At 37.9% G+C, this 20,088-nt stretch carries 19 protein-coding genes and 1 other RNA gene; 7 read left to right on the top strand and 13 right to left on the bottom strand.

Annotation, left to right across the window (positions count from 1 at the left end):
- Window positions 1–435 precede the first annotated feature (435 nt).
- The 4 genes from RMB13_RS06460 (at window position 436) to RMB13_RS06445 (ending at window position 3,265) form a co-directional block, all read left to right on the top strand.
- A complete protein-coding gene (locus RMB13_RS06460) occupies window positions 436–1,122 on the top strand; it encodes an HAD-IA family hydrolase (protein WP_005040008.1) in 687 nt (228 codons plus the stop codon).
- Entirely contained in the window at window positions 1,106–1,534 is a 429-nt protein-coding gene (locus RMB13_RS06455) for an RNA-binding S4 domain-containing protein (RefSeq protein ID WP_005040006.1), read from the top strand. Before RMB13_RS06460 ends, RMB13_RS06455 begins: the two co-directional genes overlap by 17 nt.
- 145 nt (window positions 1,535–1,679) lie before the next feature.
- The gene (gene recA, locus RMB13_RS06450; protein WP_005040004.1) at window positions 1,680–2,726 is read left to right on the top strand and encodes a recombinase RecA; all 1,047 of its coding nucleotides are present in this window, start codon (window positions 1,680–1,682) and stop codon (window positions 2,724–2,726) included.
- Between the two features lie 56 nt (window positions 2,727–2,782).
- Window positions 2,783–3,265 (top strand): regulatory protein RecX, encoded by a 483-nt coding sequence (locus RMB13_RS06445; RefSeq protein WP_005040002.1) that lies wholly within the window; start codon window positions 2,783–2,785, stop codon window positions 3,263–3,265.
- A 15-nt stretch (window positions 3,266–3,280) separates the two neighbouring features.
- Here RMB13_RS06445 and ffs read toward each other — a convergent pair.
- Window positions 3,281–3,377, bottom strand: an RNA gene (gene ffs, locus RMB13_RS06440) — signal recognition particle sRNA small type.
- A gap of 313 nt (window positions 3,378–3,690) precedes the next feature.
- Between ffs and RMB13_RS06435 the strand changes: the two genes are divergently transcribed.
- A complete protein-coding gene (locus RMB13_RS06435; protein ID WP_311084727.1) occupies window positions 3,691–4,554 on the top strand; it encodes a YbgF trimerization domain-containing protein in 864 nt (287 codons plus the stop codon).
- Window positions 4,555–4,612: 58 nt separating this feature from the next.
- Here RMB13_RS06435 and lpxA read toward each other — a convergent pair whose 3' ends face one another.
- From lpxA to rimO, 12 genes are all read right to left on the bottom strand, one after another.
- Complete coding sequence (gene lpxA / locus RMB13_RS06430) at window positions 4,613–5,401, bottom strand: acyl-ACP--UDP-N-acetylglucosamine O-acyltransferase (protein ID WP_003652175.1); 789 nt, start codon at window positions 5,399–5,401, stop codon at window positions 4,613–4,615.
- A complete protein-coding gene (fabZ, locus tag RMB13_RS06425; protein WP_003652176.1) occupies window positions 5,398–5,883 on the bottom strand; it encodes a 3-hydroxyacyl-ACP dehydratase FabZ in 486 nt (161 codons plus the stop codon). Before fabZ ends, lpxA begins: the two co-directional genes overlap by 4 nt.
- A gap of 6 nt (window positions 5,884–5,889) precedes the next feature.
- Window positions 5,890–6,960 (bottom strand): UDP-3-O-(3-hydroxymyristoyl)glucosamine N-acyltransferase, encoded by a 1,071-nt coding sequence (gene lpxD, locus RMB13_RS06420; RefSeq protein ID WP_005039996.1) that lies wholly within the window; start codon window positions 6,958–6,960, stop codon window positions 5,890–5,892.
- A gap of 4 nt (window positions 6,961–6,964) precedes the next feature.
- Window positions 6,965–7,465 carry an OmpH family outer membrane protein gene (locus RMB13_RS06415; RefSeq protein ID WP_281830770.1) on the bottom strand — a complete coding sequence of 167 codons (501 nt, stop codon included), beginning with the start codon at window positions 7,463–7,465 and terminating at the stop codon, window positions 6,965–6,967.
- Between the two features lie 40 nt (window positions 7,466–7,505).
- A complete protein-coding gene (bamA, locus tag RMB13_RS06410) occupies window positions 7,506–10,016 on the bottom strand; it encodes an outer membrane protein assembly factor BamA (protein WP_373878389.1) in 2,511 nt (836 codons plus the stop codon).
- Between the two features lie 37 nt (window positions 10,017–10,053).
- Complete coding sequence (gene rseP, locus RMB13_RS06405) at window positions 10,054–11,409, bottom strand: RIP metalloprotease RseP (protein WP_281830775.1); 1,356 nt, start codon at window positions 11,407–11,409, stop codon at window positions 10,054–10,056.
- 1 nt (window position 11,410) lies between these two features.
- A complete protein-coding gene (gene ispC / locus RMB13_RS06400; protein ID WP_311084726.1) occupies window positions 11,411–12,607 on the bottom strand; it encodes a 1-deoxy-D-xylulose-5-phosphate reductoisomerase in 1,197 nt (398 codons plus the stop codon).
- Window positions 12,608–13,432, bottom strand: coding sequence for a phosphatidate cytidylyltransferase (locus tag RMB13_RS06395; protein WP_003652182.1), 825 nt, complete (start codon window positions 13,430–13,432; stop codon window positions 12,608–12,610).
- Window positions 13,432–14,184 (bottom strand): polyprenyl diphosphate synthase, encoded by a 753-nt coding sequence (gene uppS / locus RMB13_RS06390; protein WP_005039983.1) that lies wholly within the window; start codon window positions 14,182–14,184, stop codon window positions 13,432–13,434. The genes RMB13_RS06395 and uppS overlap by 1 nt, the downstream gene beginning before the upstream one ends.
- 5 nt (window positions 14,185–14,189) lie before the next feature.
- Window positions 14,190–14,744, bottom strand: coding sequence for a ribosome recycling factor (frr, locus tag RMB13_RS06385; protein ID WP_004791853.1), 555 nt, complete (start codon window positions 14,742–14,744; stop codon window positions 14,190–14,192).
- A gap of 85 nt (window positions 14,745–14,829) precedes the next feature.
- Window positions 14,830–15,558 (bottom strand): UMP kinase, encoded by a 729-nt coding sequence (gene pyrH, locus RMB13_RS06380; RefSeq protein ID WP_003652185.1) that lies wholly within the window; start codon window positions 15,556–15,558, stop codon window positions 14,830–14,832.
- Between the two features lie 49 nt (window positions 15,559–15,607).
- A complete protein-coding gene (gene rimO / locus RMB13_RS06375; protein ID WP_005039981.1) occupies window positions 15,608–16,951 on the bottom strand; it encodes a 30S ribosomal protein S12 methylthiotransferase RimO in 1,344 nt (447 codons plus the stop codon).
- 341 nt (window positions 16,952–17,292) lie between these two features.
- Here rimO and glnL point away from each other — a divergent pair, with 341 nt between their 5' ends.
- Window positions 17,293–18,402, top strand: a complete 1,110-nt coding sequence (gene glnL, locus RMB13_RS06365) for a nitrogen regulation protein NR(II) (protein ID WP_003652188.1) — start codon at window positions 17,293–17,295, stop codon at window positions 18,400–18,402.
- Window positions 18,389–19,882, top strand: coding sequence for a nitrogen regulation protein NR(I) (glnG, locus tag RMB13_RS06360; RefSeq protein ID WP_005039979.1), 1,494 nt, complete (start codon window positions 18,389–18,391; stop codon window positions 19,880–19,882). The genes glnL and glnG overlap by 14 nt, the downstream gene beginning before the upstream one ends.
- The last annotated feature ends 206 nt before the right edge of the window (window positions 19,883–20,088 follow it).

Here is a 20,088-nt window from a genome sequence, read left to right as displayed (position 1 = left end):
TATTAGGATAATTTTCAATATAGCGCTAATTGAGTATTCTTCAATTTATATATTGTTTATCAAAAAGTATCGTATGTAAGCAAAAATAACGATCATTAATATGGTTCACATAAACGTACAGCACGATTTAAATATCTAATTTATAAAATCCAATCCATTCCTTTTTACTTTAACTAAAAGAAAAATCTTTTCTCATCAAAACCATTCCATTACTCTTTTTTTTATGCAAAATTACGCGGTACAATTCTAGACTAACTACTGTCCATGCCAGCTATAATATTATGTACACATTAATTTTTGTTGCATGAATTACTTTGTTGAATTTTGAATTTCTTTGAATGCCACAAAACACTCATAAATTATTATTTTTTAAGGGTTATATGAATATATTAAATAAAAAACTGTGCTTTGAAAGTCTTTGGAGATTTTTGAATCATGTCTAAGATTGTCATGTTTGATATGGATGGAACACTATTAGATCTTGCCTTCGATGACTTCATTTGGAATGAATGTCTCCCCATGAGACATGCACAAATACATCAACTTCCACTCGCCGAGAGCAAAAAAAAGCTATATCAGTTTTATCAATCACATCGGCACACTCTTGTTTGGTATTCATCAACCTATTGGACTAAAACAGTAGGCGTTGATGTACTCAAATTACAACAAGAATTTCAATGTAAAATTCAAGCACGTTCAGGATGTTTTGAGCTTCTACAGCAACTCAAAGAGCAAGGATATTCTTGTTGGTTAGTTACCAATGCTGATCGCGCCAGTTTACGTTTAAAACTCGATAATATTGCAATCGAACATTTTTTTGATGTAATCATATCAAGCGAACAAATAGGGTATGCAAAAGAAGATATTAATTTTTGGAAAGAACTCCAGCGACTACACCCCTTCAATTCAGATGAAACAATTTTTATTGACGATACGACTCCCGTGTTAAAAACGGCAGAGAAATTTGGTATTAAACACTTGTTTACTATCTCACAGCCCTCAAGTCTAAAGGATATAAGACAGCATCAAGATTTAGAATATAAAGCTCTAGATCGACTTACAGAATTGCTGTCTATTTTGAATCAAATTGATAGAAAGGATAATGATGTCAAAATTGCGTGAAAACGATGCTGTAGAGACCATGCGTGTTGACAAATGGCTATGGGTTGCTCGTTTTTTTAAAACTCGTTCAATTGCTAAAGCAGCAATCGAAGGAGGTAAGGTACATCACAATAATGAACGTGTAAAAGTTTCCAAAGAAATCCGAGTGGGAATGGAGCTTATTATTCAGCAAGGGTTTGATAAAAAAACTGTTGTGATAAAAGCGCTTTCTAATACACGTGGCCCAGCGCCAGTTGCACAGCAACTTTATGAAGAAACCGAAGTGAGTATTGCTAGACGGGAGTTGATTGCATCCCAACGAAAATTGCATAATCTAGCTCGACCTGACCATAGACCTGGTAAAAAGGATCGTCGACAAATTATTCGGTTTAAACAGGAGAATGATCAAAATTGGTCATACGATGATGAATAAAAACGTCGAGTTGTGTCGCACACACACATACAACACATAGAAGCTATAGAAAAAATCTGTCACTATTAACCTAGTGAAACAAGTTGAGATTCAATGCATCCACTTGGGTTAAACGTGATGAACATAGAGTATTGAGGTTTTTGAGATGGATGAGAATAAAAGCAAAGCATTACAAGCCGCGCTAAGTCAAATTGAGAAACAATTTGGCAAAAATACGGTGATGCGTCTCGGTGACAACACTGTTCAAGCTGTTGAAGCTGTATCTACAGGCTCTTTGACTTTAGATATTGCATTGGGGATTGGCGGTTTACCAAAAGGCCGTATTGTCGAGATTTATGGTCCAGAATCTTCTGGTAAAACCACAATGACTCTACAAGCGATTGCACAATGTCAAAAAGCTGGCGGTACTTGTGCATTTATCGATGCAGAGCATGCATTAGATCCACAATATGCGCGTAAACTCGGTGTAGACATTGATAACTTGCTTGTATCGCAGCCTGATAACGGTGAACAAGCTCTCGAAATTGCGGATATGCTAGTTCGTTCTGGCGCAATTGATATGATTGTTGTCGACTCAGTCGCTGCTCTTACCCCTAAAGCAGAAATTGAAGGTGAGATGGGTGACTCTCATATGGGCTTACAAGCTCGCTTAATGAGTCAGGCACTGCGTAAAATTACTGGTAATGCTAAACGCTCAAACTGTATGGTTATTTTCATTAACCAGATTCGTATGAAGATTGGGGTAATGTTTGGTAGCCCTGAAACCACGACTGGTGGTAACGCGTTGAAGTTCTACGCTTCTGTACGTTTAGATATTCGCCGTATTGGGCAAGTAAAAGAAGGCGATGAAATCGTCGGCTCTGAAACTCGAGTTAAAGTTGTTAAAAACAAAATGGCTCCTCCTTTCAGAGAGGCTCTTTTCCAAATTCTCTATGGTAAAGGTACAAACCAGCTAGGCGAACTTGTAGATTTAGCTGTACAGCAAGATATCGTACAAAAAGCAGGTGCTTGGTATTCATATCAAGGTAATAAAATTGGTCAAGGTAAGAACAATGTTATTCGCCACTTTGAAGAGAACCCTCAAATGGCTGGAGAGATTGAACGTAATATCCGTGAACAACTGTTAACAACAGGTACTAATACTGCTCAAGTTGAAGATGAAGAAGAAGCTGATCTTTTATTAGAATCTTAATTATTCATAAGCCTTAAAACGCCCTTCGGGGCGTTTTTTTACAAGGGAATCCTAACATGTTCAAAAGAACTGAAGAACAGTCTCAACAAAGAGCCCCGCTTACTGGACAGCGTTTACGCTCTTATGCTTTTGCTTTATTGACTCGTCGGGATTATTCCAAAGCAGAGCTTACTGAAAAATTGACTCGTTATGCTCAGAACCCAGAAGAGGTTAAGCAACTCGTTGAAGAGCTATCTGAACAAAATTATCAAAGTGATCAACGTGTTGCTGAACAAATGCTTGCTAGCCAAATTCGTAAAGGTAGAGGACCAAAACGCATTCAACAAGCTTTAAAAACCAAACAGCTTGAAAATGATTTAATTGCAGATGAAATTCATGATATTGATTGGGTAGAGCAAGCGTATGAGCTCAAAGTGAAAAAATTTGGTGAAGAAGTGGAAAAAGATCCAAAGCTTAAAGCAAAACAGATTAGATTTTTACAATATAGAGGATTTGATTTAGATGTAATTATTAAAGCAGTCCAACGGAAAGTGGACTAATAAGAATGGTGGCAGCCCCACTAGCAAAACTTCGGCACATCATAGATCTGCTACCGTTGCTACCTTCCGGTCCTGGCGGGGTTCACAGAGTACAATTGCGAAGCCACCAGCAGGGCTACCATTGCCAGACAAAGTATAGAGATTTTTAAAAGAGATGCAAGCCTTCTTCCCAGTTTTAAGCAAGTTTATGTTTCGATTGATTAATTCATCAGCAAAAATACATAACTTTCTATTCTTCTCTCTCCTTTATTCTTTCTTGTATCTTATTTTGGATAAAATATGCTTGAAGATTGTAAACTATTCTTGCATTTATATTGTTAGCTGTTTTAATTGCATTAACCAATTAAAACCTTAGATAGTTAAGTGAATAGTTTATATATTCCTTTCTCAAGTTGGCTTTTACATAAAATTATGGACCTATACTCATGCGATTGATGAAGCATTCTTTATTATTTATTGCCTTAATGAGCACTACCTCTCTCTATGCCAACATTCCAATTGAGTCTCGCGGTTTAAGCCAAAGCGGTGGCAATCCAAGTAACACTCCTTCTAATAATGTTTCGGTACCTAGTAATTTAAACTGGGAGTTAATGCAAAAAAACCAACAATTAGAGAATGATGTACGTGCCTTACGTGGACAATTAGAAGAGCAATCAAACGATATTGAACAATTGAAAAAAGATTTATCTAATCGTTATACTGACCTAGATCAACGTTTAGAGCTACTTAATCAGAAAATTGATCCAGAAAGTGCACCATCAGATAATCCTGCAAACAGTGACACTCCAGCTACGGCAAGCACAGAAACCTCCACAGTAGATAATAAAGTAGTAAATGCTACTCCAACAAGCAGCCCCTCCTCCACTCCTCCTCCACAACCAGAAGCATCTCAACCACCAGCACAAAATCAATCAAACCCAGTAGAGCTTGAAAAGGCTGCTTACACTGTAGCTTTAGATGCCTATAAGCAAGGTGGCGCAAAAAAAGCCATCGCTCCAATGCAAAACTTTATTAAAAATCACCCAAATAGTGTTTATACGGGAAATGCTTACTTTTGGTTAGCTGAATTTAATTTAGCAACTGATCCGGTAAACTACAATGAGGCAAAAAAGAACTACAATGTAGTAGCAACTCAATATCCAAATTCTAGTAAAGCTCCTCGTGCTCTTTATCAACTCTATAGCATTGTTAAAGATGTCGATAAAAATACAGCTTTAGCAAACCAATATAAAACTAAAATTTTAAGTCAGTATCCAAAATCTGAAGAGGCTAAATTTTTTAATAAATAATAATTTTAAGCAAAAAAAAGACACTGCATATTGCAGTGTCTTTTTTTAATATATTGTCTTAGCGCACAATACCACGTTCTGACTGTTCAACAGAGTCAATTAATAATTGAGCTTCAGGAACATTCGGAAGAATATCATTTTTAATCTGCTCTACAGCTTGAACAGAGGTAAGCCCTGATTTAAAAATTAACTTATAAGCCTCTCTGAGACCTTGAATTGTATTTTTAGACCAACCTTTTCTACGCATTCCTTCGATATTAATACCAAATGCATGGGCTGGGTTACCAGAAGCCATAACGTAAGCTGGTACATCCTTTAAAATTAGTGATGCTCCACCCACCATACTGTAAGAATCGATTTTACAGAATTGATGAATGCCAGAATTACCACCAATAATGATGTGATCACCTATATGTACATGTCCGGCAACACCAACATTATTCGCGAAAATATTATGATCACCAACAATACAATCATGTGCAATATGTGTATTAACCATCAATAGGTTATGACTTCCTATTTTAGTTAAAGCATTATCTTGCACAGTTCCTCTATGTAAACTGCAATGCTCACGAATTAAATTATGATCACCAATCTCTAACCAAGTTTCTTCACCTTGATATTTCAAATCTTGGCAAACTTCACCAACACTTGCGAACTGGAAAATCTCATTATTTTGACCAATTTTGGTAAAACCACCCACTACGACATGTGAATGTAGTTTAGTACCCGCACCAATCGTCACATTTGGACCGATAACGCAATAAGGTCCTATCTGGACATCTGGAGCAATCACTGCAGATGGATCAATAATGGCCGTAGAATGAATTAAGTCGTGATTGCTCATGCCTGCTCTGTTTTTTGGTGTGAAATCATAATTTCAGCGGTTGTTGCTACAATACCGTCAACGGTAGCCGTACAGTTATATTTGTAGATACCGCGTTTTTGCATTACTAATTCAGATTTTAATACAAGTTGGTCACCGGCAACTACTTGTTTTTTAAATCTAACTCTTTCCGCACCAGCAAAGAGGAATAAAGAACCAGGTTTTGGTGTTTCATTGTTCATAATAAACCCTAGAACACCTGAAACTTGAGCTAGTGCTTCTACAATTAGAACACCAGGCATAATTGGATATTCTGGGAAATGTCCCTGTAGGAACTCTTCATTGATAGAAACATTTTTATAACCAACAATACTATTGTCAGTAACTTCAGTCACACGATCAACCAATAAGAATGGGTAACGATGCGGCAAATATTGACGAATCGTTTGAATCTGCATTGGTAATTCAGGGATGGCAAATTTAGGTGTAGTTGACTCGGTCATAATATTCTATTTACGCAAATTAAAGGTTGATTCAAGAGACTCTATTTGAGCTTGTATATGATCAAGTCGTTTAGTGATTTGGGTCAATGGCACATCTGCTAATTGTCGCAAGCGTACAATTGTCTTTTTCCAATGACTATTTTCAAATAATCCAATTCCTGAAGAGTAAGTTCCAGCTTCAGAAATATTTTTTGTGACCATTGACATTCCTGTCAGAGTCACATTATCGGTAATAGAAAGGTGCCCTGACACACCACAAGCCCCTGCTAGAATGCAGTTTTTGCCAATTTTAACGCTACCAGCAATTCCACATTTAGCAGCGATAGCTGTATTTGAACCAATATGAACGTTATGCGCGATTTGCACAAGGTTATCAATAATTACCCCATCTTCCAAAATTGTGTTGTCGAGTGCACCTCGATCAATACTACAATTTGAACCAATACGAACATCATTACCAATAATAACTGAGCCCAATTGAGCAATGCGATGCCACTTTCCTTGATATGGCGCAAAGCCAAAACCTTCACTACCAATTACAGTACTTGCATGAACTCGTACACGGTCAGATAACTTAGATCCACCAGTAATGGTGACATGAGCATCAATAAAACAATCTTTTCCAATTTCCACATTATCATCCAGTCGAGTATGAGACTGAATAATCGTGTTATCACCGACCACACAATTTTCGCCAATTACTACGTAATGACCAATATATGCTGTTTCAGAAATGATCGCCGAAGGATGAATTTGAGCCGTACTTTCTACACCTACCGATGTGATTTTTTTATCAAAAACATGAGTAAGTATGGCAAAAGCTAAGTAAGGATTATCAACAATAATAAAATTTTGTTTGTCAGTGAGCTGTTCTTTAATAAGGCTTGTAACAATGTACGCACCTGCACGGCTAGCCTTTGCTTGATCAATATACTTTTCGCCATTCACGAAAGCAATCTGATGAGTTTCAGCATTTTCTAAACTTGCTAAGTTTATAAATTGAAGACTACCCGTACCTACTAGCTCACCATTTACGAGGTGAGCTAGTTCATCTAAACGATAATGTTGCACTTTCATTAATTTATTTCATTGAATTAACCTTTTGTATCATTTTATCAGTTAAATCATATTTAGCGTCATAGGCAACGGTTGAATTTTTATTCAAAATGAAGTCAAGATTATTTTCTTTTCGTAATTGTTCAGCTGCTTGCTTCACACGACTCTCAAAAGTTGAGTTCATTCCTTGCAAACTAGTTTGGACTTTAGACTGCAAACCTTGTTGAGTCGAGTTAAATTCATTGAGTTTTGTTTGATATTGCGCTTGAAGCTTTTTAATATCATCCTCTTTCATCTTTTGCCCTTGAGTTTGGGCTTGACGTTGAAGACCTTCTAACTCTTTGCCCAACTGCTCAAGACGAGTTGTTGTAGGTTTAACTGATTGATTTAAACTTGCGTTTTGTTGTTTCAAATAAGCACTGTTTTCAACAACTTTTGCAAGATCAATAACACCATAACCCGCAGCGTTAGTCATAGCAGAAACTGTCAGACCTAGTCCTAACATTAATATATTTAATTTTTTCATTTAAATTTGTGTCCTTATTTCATGTTTAGTCAAGTCGTACTTAGAAAGTACGACCGATTTCAAACTGGATCTCTTTGGTTTCATCACCAGGCTTATCATTTAGAGGGAATGCATAGCTAAGAGATAATGGTCCAATCATGGTGATCCATGTGAAACCAACACCTACGCTATAACGCATATTACCTAAGTCGAAACCATAGTTATCTTCACAGTATTTTTTTGCATCTGCTATTTTTTGTCCATTCATAAGCATAGAATAAGAACCAACGTCGCACTTGGTATCAAATACCTGACCGCCTTCAGCAAAAATGACTGGTCTCACTTGACGAGTCCAGTCCCCTTTGAAAGGTAACGGCAAAGCTAACTCAGTACCAAATTGTACAAGAGCATTACCACCAACTTCTTCCGGAGAAGAGTCATCTTTACCTTCTTCTTGTAAATTTACACTTGAATATTTCGGACCCAAGGTACTGTTATCATAACCACGAACAGAGCCATAACCGCCAGCATAGAAGTTTTTATAGAATGGTAAATCATTACCATAGCCAAGCTTACCATAGCCACGAAGTACAAAACCTGTACTACCGATAGGGAAGAATGCCTGAGCATCATAAGTTGCTTTTTGATAGTCAACATCACTACCAGGTAAACCAATTTCTAAGCCTACACGATGTGACATACCAGAAGTTGGGAAAATTGGGCGGTTTAATGTGTTATATGACCAACCTAAATTTAAGTTGTATGTAAAAAATTCACCTTCAAATGCACTTCCATAAGGATCAGAAGTTTCCCCAGGTGGACAATTATATAAACCAGTTGTCTTATCTTGAACAAGGTCAACACGACAATACGTGCTTGTTGAGGTGGTTTTTCCACCATTTGCTAATAAGTAGTCACGTACATATGTCGATACATATGCACCTGTCGTTACCTTAGTATTATCAACACCTAAAGAAGCACTTAAACTTTGATTTTCATCAATTGGATAACCAAAACTTAAACTACCACCGAAACTATCGGTAACGTAGTTATTAACGTTATAGTCATCATTAAGTTTAGTTTTACGATAATAAACGTTATAACCGCGGCTTACACCGTCAATTGTAAAGTAAGGATCGGTAACACTTAAGTTATAGTAATCTTGAGTTTCAGAACGAGATAAATCGATTGAAACACGGTTACCCGTTCCCATAAAGTTAGTTTGGCTCAAACCTGCTTGGAACGTGATACCACCACTTTGCGAGTAACCTACAGCTAATGTTGTAGTCCCCGAATGTTGCTCTTCAACATTTACGTTTAAATCCACCTGATCTGGTGAGTTTGGAATACGAGCTGGTTTAATATCAACTGTTTTAAAGAATCCTGTACGTTCTAAACGAACTTTAGACAGATCAATTTTTTCATTACTCGCTAAAGCGCCTTCCATTTGACGCATTTCACGACGTAATACTTCATCGGCAGTTTTACTGTTACCTGTAAAATTAATACGACGTACAGTAACTTGCTGACCTGGGTTTACATAGTAATTTAAGTCAACAACACCTGTGTCATTATTAATTTGTGGAACAATATTCACATCTGCAAAGTAATAACCAGCATTACCGTATTTACGCAATAACAATTGCTTAACAGCATTCACTTTTTCTTGTGAATAAGTATCGCCATCTTTATAGATTTTTAAAGCTTGTAATTCTTCAGGCTTGTAAAGTGCATCACCCAAAAATTTGGTTTGTCCAAATTTAAATTGGCTACCCTCATCTACAGCAACTTCAATAAAGATGTTCTTTTTATCTTCACTAATATTAAGCTGCGAGTTATTGATATGAAAATTGATATAACCCTTATTAAGATACATAGCGCGCAAAGCTTCAAGGCTCGCTGCCATTTTCTCTCTCGCATAACGGTCATTACGGGTTACAACAGAAGCCCAACCACTTTCTTTAACTGCAAAGGCTTGTTTAATTTCGCTGTCTTTAAAAACAGTATTACCAATAATATTGATATTAAAAACTTTAGCGGCTGTACCTTCATTAAAATTTAATTTAAGTTCAACACGGTTATTTGGACGAGCTATCGTATCAACAGTTACATCAGCATCGTAACGACCCTGCTGGGTATATTGCTGCTCTAATTCAGTTTCAATTGTTTGCAAAGCCGATTTTTTGAAAACTTCGCCTTCAGCAATTCCCATTTTTTTGAGACCTTGTTCCAATGCCTCTTTAGGAATAAGTTTATTACCCTTAAATTCAAGCTTTGAAATAATTGGGCGCTCTACGACATTAAAAACTAAAGTATCGTTATCTCTTGATGCTTTAATATCGTCAAAAAGTCCAGTGGCATACAATGTTCGAATTGCTTCTGCGATCATTGGCTCATTAACGCGATCGCCACTGTTGATTGGCAACATAGTATAAACATTTGCAGGAGTAAGACGGACCAAACCATCTACGCGAATATCTCGAACAACGAAATCATCAGCTGCATATGCTTGTTGTACCGCCGCCATAGCGCTAACAAGTGCCAAAGGCATTAAAAAATGTGTGTGCCGCATGCCAGTTTTTTCCAGTAAGTTATAAGTCCATATACGTTTACAAACGCATAAAATCATTAAATAAAGCCAAAAGCATCATACTACCGAGCAGTACCATACCAATTTTTAGACCAAACATTTGTATTTGTTCAGAAACAGGCTTACCTCGAATAGCTTCAATAATGTAATAAACAAGATGTCCACCATCTAGCATTGGAATTGGTAATAAATTTAAAATTCCAAGACTTACGCTCATTAAAGCCATAAATGAGATAAAAGTCTGCCATCCCATTTCTGCACTTTGTCCCGCTACTTTCGCGATTGTAATTGGTCCAGAAAGATTCTCTAAACCAATTAAACCCTTAACCATTTTTACTATTGAACTCAATATCATGCTAGAGATCTGACCAGTTTTATCTAGTGACATCTCGAAAGCTTGTATTGGAGTATATTGAATTGTTTGCTTATATTCGTCAGGAATTGTAATTTTTCCTGCATCACTTTTCACGCCCAAAACACCGCCCACTTGCCCCATGTTATCCTTCTTCCCTTGAGGCATGACTTGCAAATGAACTAATTGACCATTACGTAAAACATCAATATTGAGTAATTTTTCTGGAGAATGTTGTACTACCTCGACAACATCAAACCAGTCTTTCATTGCTTGACCATTAATTGAAATAATACGATCGCCTACTTTCATTCCTTGACGAATTGCAGCTCCATCTTGAGTCAATTCAGTGATAACAGCGGGAATAACAGGACGATATGGTAAAAAACCTAACACATCTAAAGCTGATTCATTCTGGTTTTTTAAGAAATCTTTAATCGGTAAAACAATATTTTTTTCAGTACCTGCACGGTCTACATCAATATTTACATTACCAGTTTCACCTACCCGATCAATCAAAGCAAAGTTAAGTTTTTCCCAAGTTTGCGTTTCTTTTCCATCAACCGCGATAATCTTGTCACCTACTTGCATTTGTGCAGTTGCTGCTGGTGAGTTTGGTATGACTTTACCAACTCTAGTGTTTAGTTGTTCTTGTGCTGGTAAAAATAAGATCCAGAAAAGTAAGACAGCAAAAATCAAGTTAATTAAGGGGCCAGCTGCAACAATTGCTATACGTTTCCATGGTTTTTGGCGGTTAAATGCATAAGGTAAATCCTGCTCTGCAACATTACCTTCACGCTCATCGAGCATTTTGACATAGCCACCCAATGGTAAAGCTGAAAGCTGGTATTTGATTCCAGATTTTTTTGATGTCCATTTGAGTAAGGTAGGACCAAAACCAATCGAATATACTAAAACCTTAACACCTAGTTTTCGTGCCACCCAGTAATGGCCGAACTCATGGATTGCAATTAAAGGACCAAGTAAAAGAGCTGCTGCTGCAATCATAAATAATGCGCTCATTTCAGCCTCCTATACTTGATATATATTGCTGTGCTACGTTTCGTGCTATTTCATCTTTATCTAAAATGCACTCAATATTTTCAGCAACTGAATTTTCCAATTTTTGCAAAGTATGTTCTACCACTTGTGGAATATTTGTAAATCCAATTTGTTCCTTTAAAAATGCAGCAACAGCAACTTCATTTGCGGCATTTAAAATAGTAGGTGCCAAACCTCCCTCACGCATTGCTTGACGTGCCAAATCAAGTGCTGGGAATTTTTGGATATCTGGCGCTTGAAAATTAAGCTGAGAATACTCAAATAAATTTAAAGCAGGAACATTAGTCTGTAAACGCTCAGGCCATGCTAAAGCATGCGCAATTGGCGTACACATATCTGGATTACCCATTTGTGCCAATGTTGAGCCATCAACATATTGCACCATAGAATGAATAATACTTTGTGGGTGAACAACAACTGTAACAAAATGTTCAGATATTGAAAACAAATGGCATGCCTCAATCAACTCCAACCCTTTATTCATAAGAGTAGCCGAGTCAACTGAGATTTTCTGTCCCATAGACCAATTAGGATGCTTACAGGCTTGCTGAGGAGTAACTTTTTTTAACTGCTCTAAAGAATGGTTTAAAAAAGGGCCACCAGAGGCTGTTAATAAAATTTTAGATACGCCCTGCTGTGGTTGCCCATTTCTTTCGGCTTCTAAATAATTATGAGGTAATGACTGAAAAATAGCGTTGTGTTCGGAATCTACTGGCAATAACAACGCCTGATGATCACGTGCTGCTTGCATCATGATTTCACCAGACATAACCAAAGCTTCTTTATTCGCCAATAATACACGCTTGCCAGCTTTCACAGCAGCCAGAGTTGGCAACAAACCTGCAGCGCCAACAATTGCGGCCATAACAACATCAACATCTGGATGAGAAGCAATACTTACCAGACCATCTTGACCAACCAGAATTTCAATATTTTGTAATTTATTATCTGCAAATAGAGCTGTTAATTCGGCAACTTTTTGCTCTGGAACAACCACAACTTTTGGCTGGAACTGTTTACAAATTTCAACCAACTCAGAAATTCGGCTATGAGCTGAAACTGCAAACACTGAATACTTATCAGGATGTTGATTTAAAATTTTTAAGGTACTTTGACCAATGGAACCGGTTACACCTAATATGCAAACAGATTGTGTCATCTATAAATCTACACCAATAAGTTTTAATATATACATTCCCGTTGCAAAGATCGGGGCTGCAGCAAGTAAAGAATCAATACGATCTAAAACACCACCATGACCAGGTAGAACACGACCAGAATCTTTAATACCGGCACGACGTTTAATCATTGATTCAAATAAGTCACCCAAAACTGAACCAAATACTGTAATTAATGACAATATAAGAAACAGAATTTGCTGAATTAAAGTTAAATTTAGATAATGATATTGCACAACCAACATTATTACTACGGTCGTAATAATACCACCGTACAAACCTTCCACTGATTTGTTAGGGCTTACAGTCGGAGCTAGTTTTCTTTTCCCAAATTTGCGACCAACAAAGTAAGCACCACTATCTGCGCCCCATACGAGCAAGAACAGATACATTAACCACCATGGTGAGCTCTGCCATACTACAAAAATTGAGGTTACCGCAGCACAGACTAAAATTATGCCAATCACATACAAGGTCGCGTTATACCAGCCATCAAATTCGGGAAATGACTTAACCCAATATACACTTACAATCCAAGTCAAAATTGAAGCAGACCACAAAAGTAATGCAATATCATGGAAAAATAGGGCAACACCTGAAACAAATGCAACAAGCAGACCGTAGCACCAAGCTTTGGGTTTAACAGCATTTGCAGTTTCGCGAGGCATTAATTTATACCATTCATACCCCGCAACCCCTGCTGCAACAATCATAAGAACCAACATTGGATAATGTGATTGCGTAGCAAACATACAGCCTAAAACAACTGCAACAAGTACCAATGCGGTAACAATCCGCTCTAACATTATAAATTCTCTATTTTCTCTTGCTGAATTTGTTCAGATGTTTTGCCAAAACGACGTTCACGCCCAGAAAAAACATTCAAGGCATGATCGAACTCTTTTACTGTAAATTCTGGCCATAAAGTATCCGTAAAATACAGTTCCGCATAAGCTGCTTGCCATAACAAGAAATTAGATATGCGATAATCTCCGCCTGTACGGATTAATAGGTCCACAGCCGGCAGATCGTTTAGACTGACATATTTTTCGAACAAATCAACATTTATTTGATCAGCACCAAATTCACCACGGGCAACTGCTTGAGCAACCTGTTTTGCTGCATTTGCAATGTCCCACATCCCACCATAGCTGATTGCAATAGTTAGAGTCATAGTGTCATGGTGTGCTGTCTGTTGCTCTGCATCTTCCATTAAGGCAACTAAGTGTGAGGATAATCGAGAACGATCACCGATAAAACGCAAAGCAATATTAAATTTCTTCATGCGAGGTATTTGCTCATGAATACTTTCTTCCAGAAGCTTCATAAGCAGATCGACTTCATACTGCGGTCGATTCCAATTTTCACTTGAAAATGCAAAAACAGTTAAAGCACGAATACCAGTTTTTTTACAATGTTCAACGATAGGATCGAGAACATTTTTACCCTCCCGATGGCCATCACCTTTTTGCATTTGATTTTTTTTTGCAAAGCGGTTGTTGCCATCCATAATGATGGCAACATGCTTGGGAAGATGATACTCTTCAGAATCGGTCATAAAAATTAGACCTTCATCAATTCTGCTTCTTTCGCTGCAAGACGCTTGTCTACTTCTGCAACATATTTGTCAGTAATTTTCTGAATATCATCACCTGCACGGCGCTCATCATCTTCAGAAATTTCTTTTTCTTTCAACAATGCTTTGATATCACCCAATACATCGCGGCGAATATTACGAATCGCAACTTTTGCATTTTCAGCTTCATTACGCGCAACTTTTTGCATATCACGACGCGTTTCTTCAGTTAATGCTGGTAAAGGTACACGAATTGCATCTGCTGTAATCGGGTTTAAACCAAGATCACTTTCACGGATTGCCTTATCAATAGCTGAAACCATTGTACGCTCAAATGGCTGAACAATAAGTGTACGAGAGTCTTCGATACCCACGTTTGCTACTTGATTTAAAGGCACATCAGAACCGTAGTAAGGAACCATTACACCATTTAAGATTGATGGGTGTGCACGGCCGGTACGAACTTTAGCAAACCCTAGCTCCAAAGACTCTAGAGTTTTTAACATACGCTGTTCGCTGTCTTTTTTCAGATCGTTAATCATATGATCTACCTTACTTATTTATTCAAAGATATATTTAACAAATTTAATTTAGCGCTAGTATAAAGAGCTTTAGGTAACACGTACATTATTTAGTAACGCGCGTCCCTTCTTTTTCACCCATTACTACTGACAATAACGCACCTGATTTATTCATATCAAAAACTTGCAATGGCACATTATGGTCTCGACATAAACAAATAGCGGTCAAATCCATAACACCAAGTTTTTCATCTAACACCTGATCAAAGGTTAAATGATCGTATTTAACAGCATCTTCAAATTTACTTGGATCTTTATTATAAACGCCATCTACTTTAGTCGCTTTTAAAATCAAATTGGCTTCAATTTCAATTCCGCGTAAACATGCCGCTGTATCCGTTGTGAAAAATGGATTTCCTGTGCCCGCAACAAAAACACAAACTTCACCTTGGCTCAAATGACGAATCGCATCACGACTTGAATAAGACTCTACTACTGTACCAATTGGCAATGCAGACATAAGACGAGTTCTGATATTACGACGAACTAAAGCATCACGCATAGCTAAGCCATTCATTACAGTTGCAAGCATACCCATTTGATCGCCTGTTACACGACCAACCAAGCCATCTTTTTGCAACTGACTACCACGGTACAAATTACCGCCACCCACAACGATACCCACTTGTACACCCAAGCCAACCAAGTGTGCAATTGAAAGGGACATATGATCTAAAACTTGGGCATCAATACCCATGTCTTTATTACCTGATAATGCCTCACCAGATAATTTTAATAGAATACGTGAATAACGAGGGCTAATTGTTTCCGCCATGACTTTGCTCCAAAACCTCTTAAACTGAATGCTCTTTAATATATTTCGATTAAACCGATTTAATTTTAATTAACTTTGCAAATAAATCGTATTCATCCGCATCGGTAATTTCGACTTCCAACATATCGCCCGGTTGAATAGTGTTCTTATCGATATCTTCTACAAACACATTACCGTCAATTTCCGGAGCATCAGCATAAGAACGTGCAACGGCAACAGGATATTCATCTTCTAAACTATCGACCAAAACAGTCATCGTTTGACCAATACGTTTTTGCAATCTGGCAGCAGAAATTTCTTGCTGGACTTGCATAAAGCGCTCGTAACGCTCTTGTTTAATTTCTTCTGGCACATGATCTGGCAAATCATTTGCCGTAGCGCCTTCTACTGGTGAATAGGTAAAACAACCCACACGATCAAGTTGAGCTTCAACCAACCAATCAAGCAACAGCTGGAAGTCTTCTTCAGTTTCACCTGGGAAACCCACCACAAAAGTAGAGCGGATCACAAGATCAGGACATTTTTCACGCCACAACTTAATTTTTTCTAGTGTATTTTCACTGTGAGCCGGACGCTTCATTAATTTAAGAATACGTGGGCTTGCGTGTTGGAATGGAATATCCAGATATGGCAGGATTTTACCTTGTGCCATTAAATCGATTACCGCATCCACATGTGGATATGGATAAACATAGTGTAGACGCACCCAGATGCCTAATTGGCCTAGAGCTTCACACATGTCAAAGAATTTTGTCTTAACAGGCTGACCATTCCAGAAGTCAAGTTTGTACTTGGTATCTACGCCATAAGCTGATGTATCTTGAGAAATAACCAAGATTTCTTTAACACCTGCTCTTTTAAGTGCAGCAGCTTCTTCTAATACACTACCGACTGGACGAGAAACCAAGTCACCACGCATACTTGGAATAATACAGAAGGTACAACGATGGTTACATCCTTCAGATATTTTTAAGTAGGCATAATGCTTTGGTGTTAAGCGAATTCCTTGTTCAGGAACCAAATCAATAAACGGATTATGTTTAGGTGGTGCTGGTACATATTCATGTACAGCTTCCATCACATCTTGATAAGCTGCTGCACCAGTAACCTTTAAAACGTTTGGATGCATTTGACGAATTTTATCTTCATCTTTACCTAAGCATCCAGTAACGATCACTCGACCATTTTCACTCATGGCCTCGCCAATTGCATCTAGCGACTCTTGTACCGCAGATTCAATAAAACCACAGGTATTAACAACTACTAAATCAGCACCATCATAATCTGATGCAACTTGATAACCTTCAGTCTTTAACTGAGTTAAAATTCGTTCAGAATCTACCAATGCCTTAGGACAACCTAAAGAAACAAAACCGACTTTGGGGGTCTTCATGAATCTGCGCTCCACTTGAATGCGCGTATTGTATGTCTTTTCTTGTCTCAAGCATAGGTGGAAAGCCTACTCTTTGTGTAATGCACCAAAATACAACCAACATTTGCACCAAAACCCATCTTTGCACCAATTTAGATCATGTTATTATCTAAACTTAAGCCATCTGCTTTGATCAAAAGATAGAAAGAACGATTTCAGCGCGTTTTTAAGTACCTTAAAACTTTAAAAGAACCCATAAACAAAGTTGGCGTATATTTTGCATCGTTCATGTTCTATAACGGTGAAAATCCGATAACCAAGAAGATGCCATTGCGCTATTTTAAGACAGGAACGATTCGCTAATGGATCAACACAACCCTATCGACTATCGCCTATTGGTAGACAATTTAACTACTGCGATTTTATTAATCGATAGTAACTTGAACATTTTTTATTTAAATTCAGCCTGTGAAGCACTATTTGACATTAGTTTGCTCCGTGCTTCAGGGCAGCCCGTTTTAAACTTGCTTCATGCCCCCGACGATACTTTTAATACACATGAAGCTTTATTAAACACCATAAAAACCGGACAACCCTATACGCGTCGAGAAGCTGTCATTAATGTCAACTTTAAAGACCTCCATGTGGATTACACAGTTTCTCAATTAAATGCAGGTAAAAGCTACCATCCATTACTGTTGATTGAGCTTAATCCAATCGATCGCATGTTAAAGATTTCAAAAGAAGAAAATCTGGTTCAACAGCATCAGGTCGCTAGACAACTCGTGCGTGGTGTTGCACATGAAATTAAAAACCCACTTGCAGGTATTCGGGGAGCAACCCAGTTACTCGCTCGTAGTTTAAATGATAAGACTTATGCAGAATTCACAGATGTCATCATTAATGAAGTAGATCGTTTAACCAACTTGGCTGATACCATGTTAGGTTCTAGACAACTACCAAGCTATGAAAATGTTAACGTACACGAACCCTTAGAACGAGTACGCTCTCTTATTGCAAACCAGACAAAGAAGAAAATTAAAATTATACGTGACTATGATTTGTCATTACCCGATGTTAATGCCGATCGAGATCAGTTAATACAGGTTATGCTCAATATTAGTGTAAATGCAATTCAAGCCATTACAGAAAACAAAGCATTTTTTATAGATCAGGAACCAGAGTTAATTCTACGTACGCGAATACAGCGTCTTGTCACGATTAATGGTGTACTGAATCGATCCACCGTTCGAGTCGACATTGAAGATAATGGACCAGGCATTCCTGAAAGTATTTTGGAGTCAGTATTCTATCCATTGGTTACTGGACGAGCAAAAGGTACTGGGCTTGGCCTGAGTATTGCACAGAATATTATGCATCAACATAACGGAATGATTGAATGCCAATCTGTTCCTGGAAAAACTATTTTTAGCTTATATTTACCTTGGGAGTCAGACCGTGTCGCGAAATAAAATATGGGTTATTGATGATGATCGCGCCATGCGATGGGTATTGGAAAAGACCTTTAAAGAAGAGGGTTTTGATGTTACCAATTTTGAAGAAGCTCAAACTGCGCTTGAACGTTTGCATCATGACGCTCCCGATGTCATTTTAACTGACATACGCATGCCTGGGATTGATGGGTTAACTTTCTTATCTAAAGTCAAAAACACTCATCCAGATTTACCTGTCATTATTATGACTGCACACTCCGATTTAGAATCTGCTGTTTCAAGTTATCAAACAGGTGCATTTGAATATTTACCAAAGCCATTTGATATTGATGAAGCTTTAGCTTTAGTAAATCGTGCAATCCTGCATATCAACAAGCTACAACAGCAAGAAGCTACAAAAACCGCTTTACCTCTTCAATCAACAGAAATTATTGGTGAATCTCCGGCAATGCAGGAGGTTTTCCGCGCCATCGGCCGTTTATCTCAATCTCATATTACCGTTTTAATTAATGGTGAATCAGGTACAGGTAAAGAACTAGTTGCACATGCTTTACACAAGCACTCCCCACGCCGTGCCAAGCCTTTTATTGCTTTAAATATGGCTGCAATTCCAAAAGACTTGATTGAAACCGAGTTGTTTGGTCATGAAAAAGGCGCTTTTACAGGAGCAAACACTCAGCATCAAGGCCGCTTTGAACAAGCAAATGGCGGAACACTATTCCTTGATGAAATTGGTGACATGCCATTTGAAACACAGACTCGACTACTTCGTGTGCTCGCTGACGGTGAATTTTATCGTGTAGGTGGACATATCCCAGTTAAAGTTGATGTTCGAATCGTTGCAGCAACGCATCAGGATTTAGAAAAGCTGGTAAACGAAGGTCGCTTCCGTGAAGACTTATATCACCGCTTAAATGTGATCCGCATTCACATTCCTAAACTTGCTCACCGTAGCGAAGATATCCCAATGCTTGCTCAGCACTTTCTTGCGCGTGCAGGTAAAGAGCTTGGCGTAAGTCCAAAAATCTTACGTACCGAGACAACAGACTATATGCAACAGTTGCCATGGCCCGGCAATGTTCGACAACTTGAAAACACGTGCCGCTGGTTAACTGTAATGATCACCGGGCGTGAAGTGTATCCAGAAGATTTACCTTCTGAACTCAAACAGGTTCCATTGCAAAAGAATACTGATGCTGGACAACCTGCCCCTTCATTTGAACGCATTTCTTTACACCATTGGGATGAACTACTAAATCAATGGGCAATTCAAAAACTTAAGAATGGTGAAATGAAGATTTTGGACATCGCTACACCAATGTTTGAGCGCACGTTAATTAACGCTGCCTTACAACAAACGCGTGGACGCAAACGCCATGCTGCAGAATTACTGGGTTGGGGCCGCAACACCTTAACTCGCAAGTTAAAAGAACTTGGAATGGATTCTGCTGACGATGATGAAGAAGATGAACATAAGGTTACCCAAACTGAAGCCTAAAAAGCTTATTACCTAAATTAAAAGCGGCTAAGGTTGTCTTAGCCGCTTTATTTTTTTATTAAATTTAAAAATGAACATCAGGTTACATCATTAGAGCACCCTAAAAATAGATCTAAACAACTATTTTATATAAGTTAATTTTAAAGCTATTTTATTTACTGTTCAGCAGTTGATCTAAAAAAATAGTGATGACCATCCTTAAAGAT

The organism is Acinetobacter sp. V102_4 (genome assembly GCF_031799005.1).
GTDB classification, from domain to species: Bacteria; Pseudomonadota; Gammaproteobacteria; order Pseudomonadales; family Moraxellaceae; genus Acinetobacter; species Acinetobacter calcoaceticus.
This window is presented reverse-complemented; position numbering and strand designations above follow the sequence as displayed.

Bases quoted from the DNA above. Each gene is read 5' to 3' on its own strand.
- RMB13_RS06455 (WP_005040006.1), top strand. From the start codon at position 1,106: ATGTCAAAATTGCGTGAAAACGATGCTGTAGAGACCATGCGTGTTGAC.
- ispC (WP_311084726.1), bottom strand. From the start codon at position 12,607: ATGACACAATCTGTTTGCATATTAGGTGTAACCGGTTCCATTGGTCAA.
- RMB13_RS06460 (WP_005040008.1), top strand. From the start codon at position 436: ATGTCTAAGATTGTCATGTTTGATATGGATGGAACACTATTAGATCTT.
- fabZ (WP_003652176.1), bottom strand. From the start codon at position 5,883: ATGACCGAGTCAACTACACCTAAATTTGCCATCCCTGAATTACCAATG.
- rimO (WP_005039981.1), bottom strand. From the start codon at position 16,951: ATGAAGACCCCCAAAGTCGGTTTTGTTTCTTTAGGTTGTCCTAAGGCA.
- lpxD (WP_005039996.1), bottom strand. From the start codon at position 6,960: ATGAAAGTGCAACATTATCGTTTAGATGAACTAGCTCACCTCGTAAAT.
- RMB13_RS06395 (WP_003652182.1), bottom strand. From the start codon at position 13,432: ATGTTAGAGCGGATTGTTACCGCATTGGTACTTGTTGCAGTTGTTTTA.
- recA (WP_005040004.1), top strand. From the start codon at position 1,680: ATGGATGAGAATAAAAGCAAAGCATTACAAGCCGCGCTAAGTCAAATT.
- lpxA (WP_003652175.1), bottom strand. From the start codon at position 5,401: ATGAGCAATCACGACTTAATTCATTCTACGGCCATTATTGATCCATCT.
- pyrH (WP_003652185.1), bottom strand. From the start codon at position 15,558: ATGGCGGAAACAATTAGCCCTCGTTATTCACGTATTCTATTAAAATTA.
- glnL (WP_003652188.1), top strand. From the start codon at position 17,293: ATGGATCAACACAACCCTATCGACTATCGCCTATTGGTAGACAATTTA.
- RMB13_RS06445 (WP_005040002.1), top strand. From the start codon at position 2,783: ATGTTCAAAAGAACTGAAGAACAGTCTCAACAAAGAGCCCCGCTTACT.
- rseP (WP_281830775.1), bottom strand. From the start codon at position 11,409: ATGAGCGCATTATTTATGATTGCAGCAGCAGCTCTTTTACTTGGTCCT.
- RMB13_RS06435 (WP_311084727.1), top strand. From the start codon at position 3,691: ATGCGATTGATGAAGCATTCTTTATTATTTATTGCCTTAATGAGCACT.
- bamA (WP_373878389.1), bottom strand. From the start codon at position 10,016: ATGCGGCACACACATTTTTTAATGCCTTTGGCACTTGTTAGCGCTATG.
- frr (WP_004791853.1), bottom strand. From the start codon at position 14,744: ATGATTAACGATCTGAAAAAAGACAGCGAACAGCGTATGTTAAAAACT.
- uppS (WP_005039983.1), bottom strand. From the start codon at position 14,184: ATGACCGATTCTGAAGAGTATCATCTTCCCAAGCATGTTGCCATCATT.
- RMB13_RS06415 (WP_281830770.1), bottom strand. From the start codon at position 7,465: ATGAAAAAATTAAATATATTAATGTTAGGACTAGGTCTGACAGTTTCT.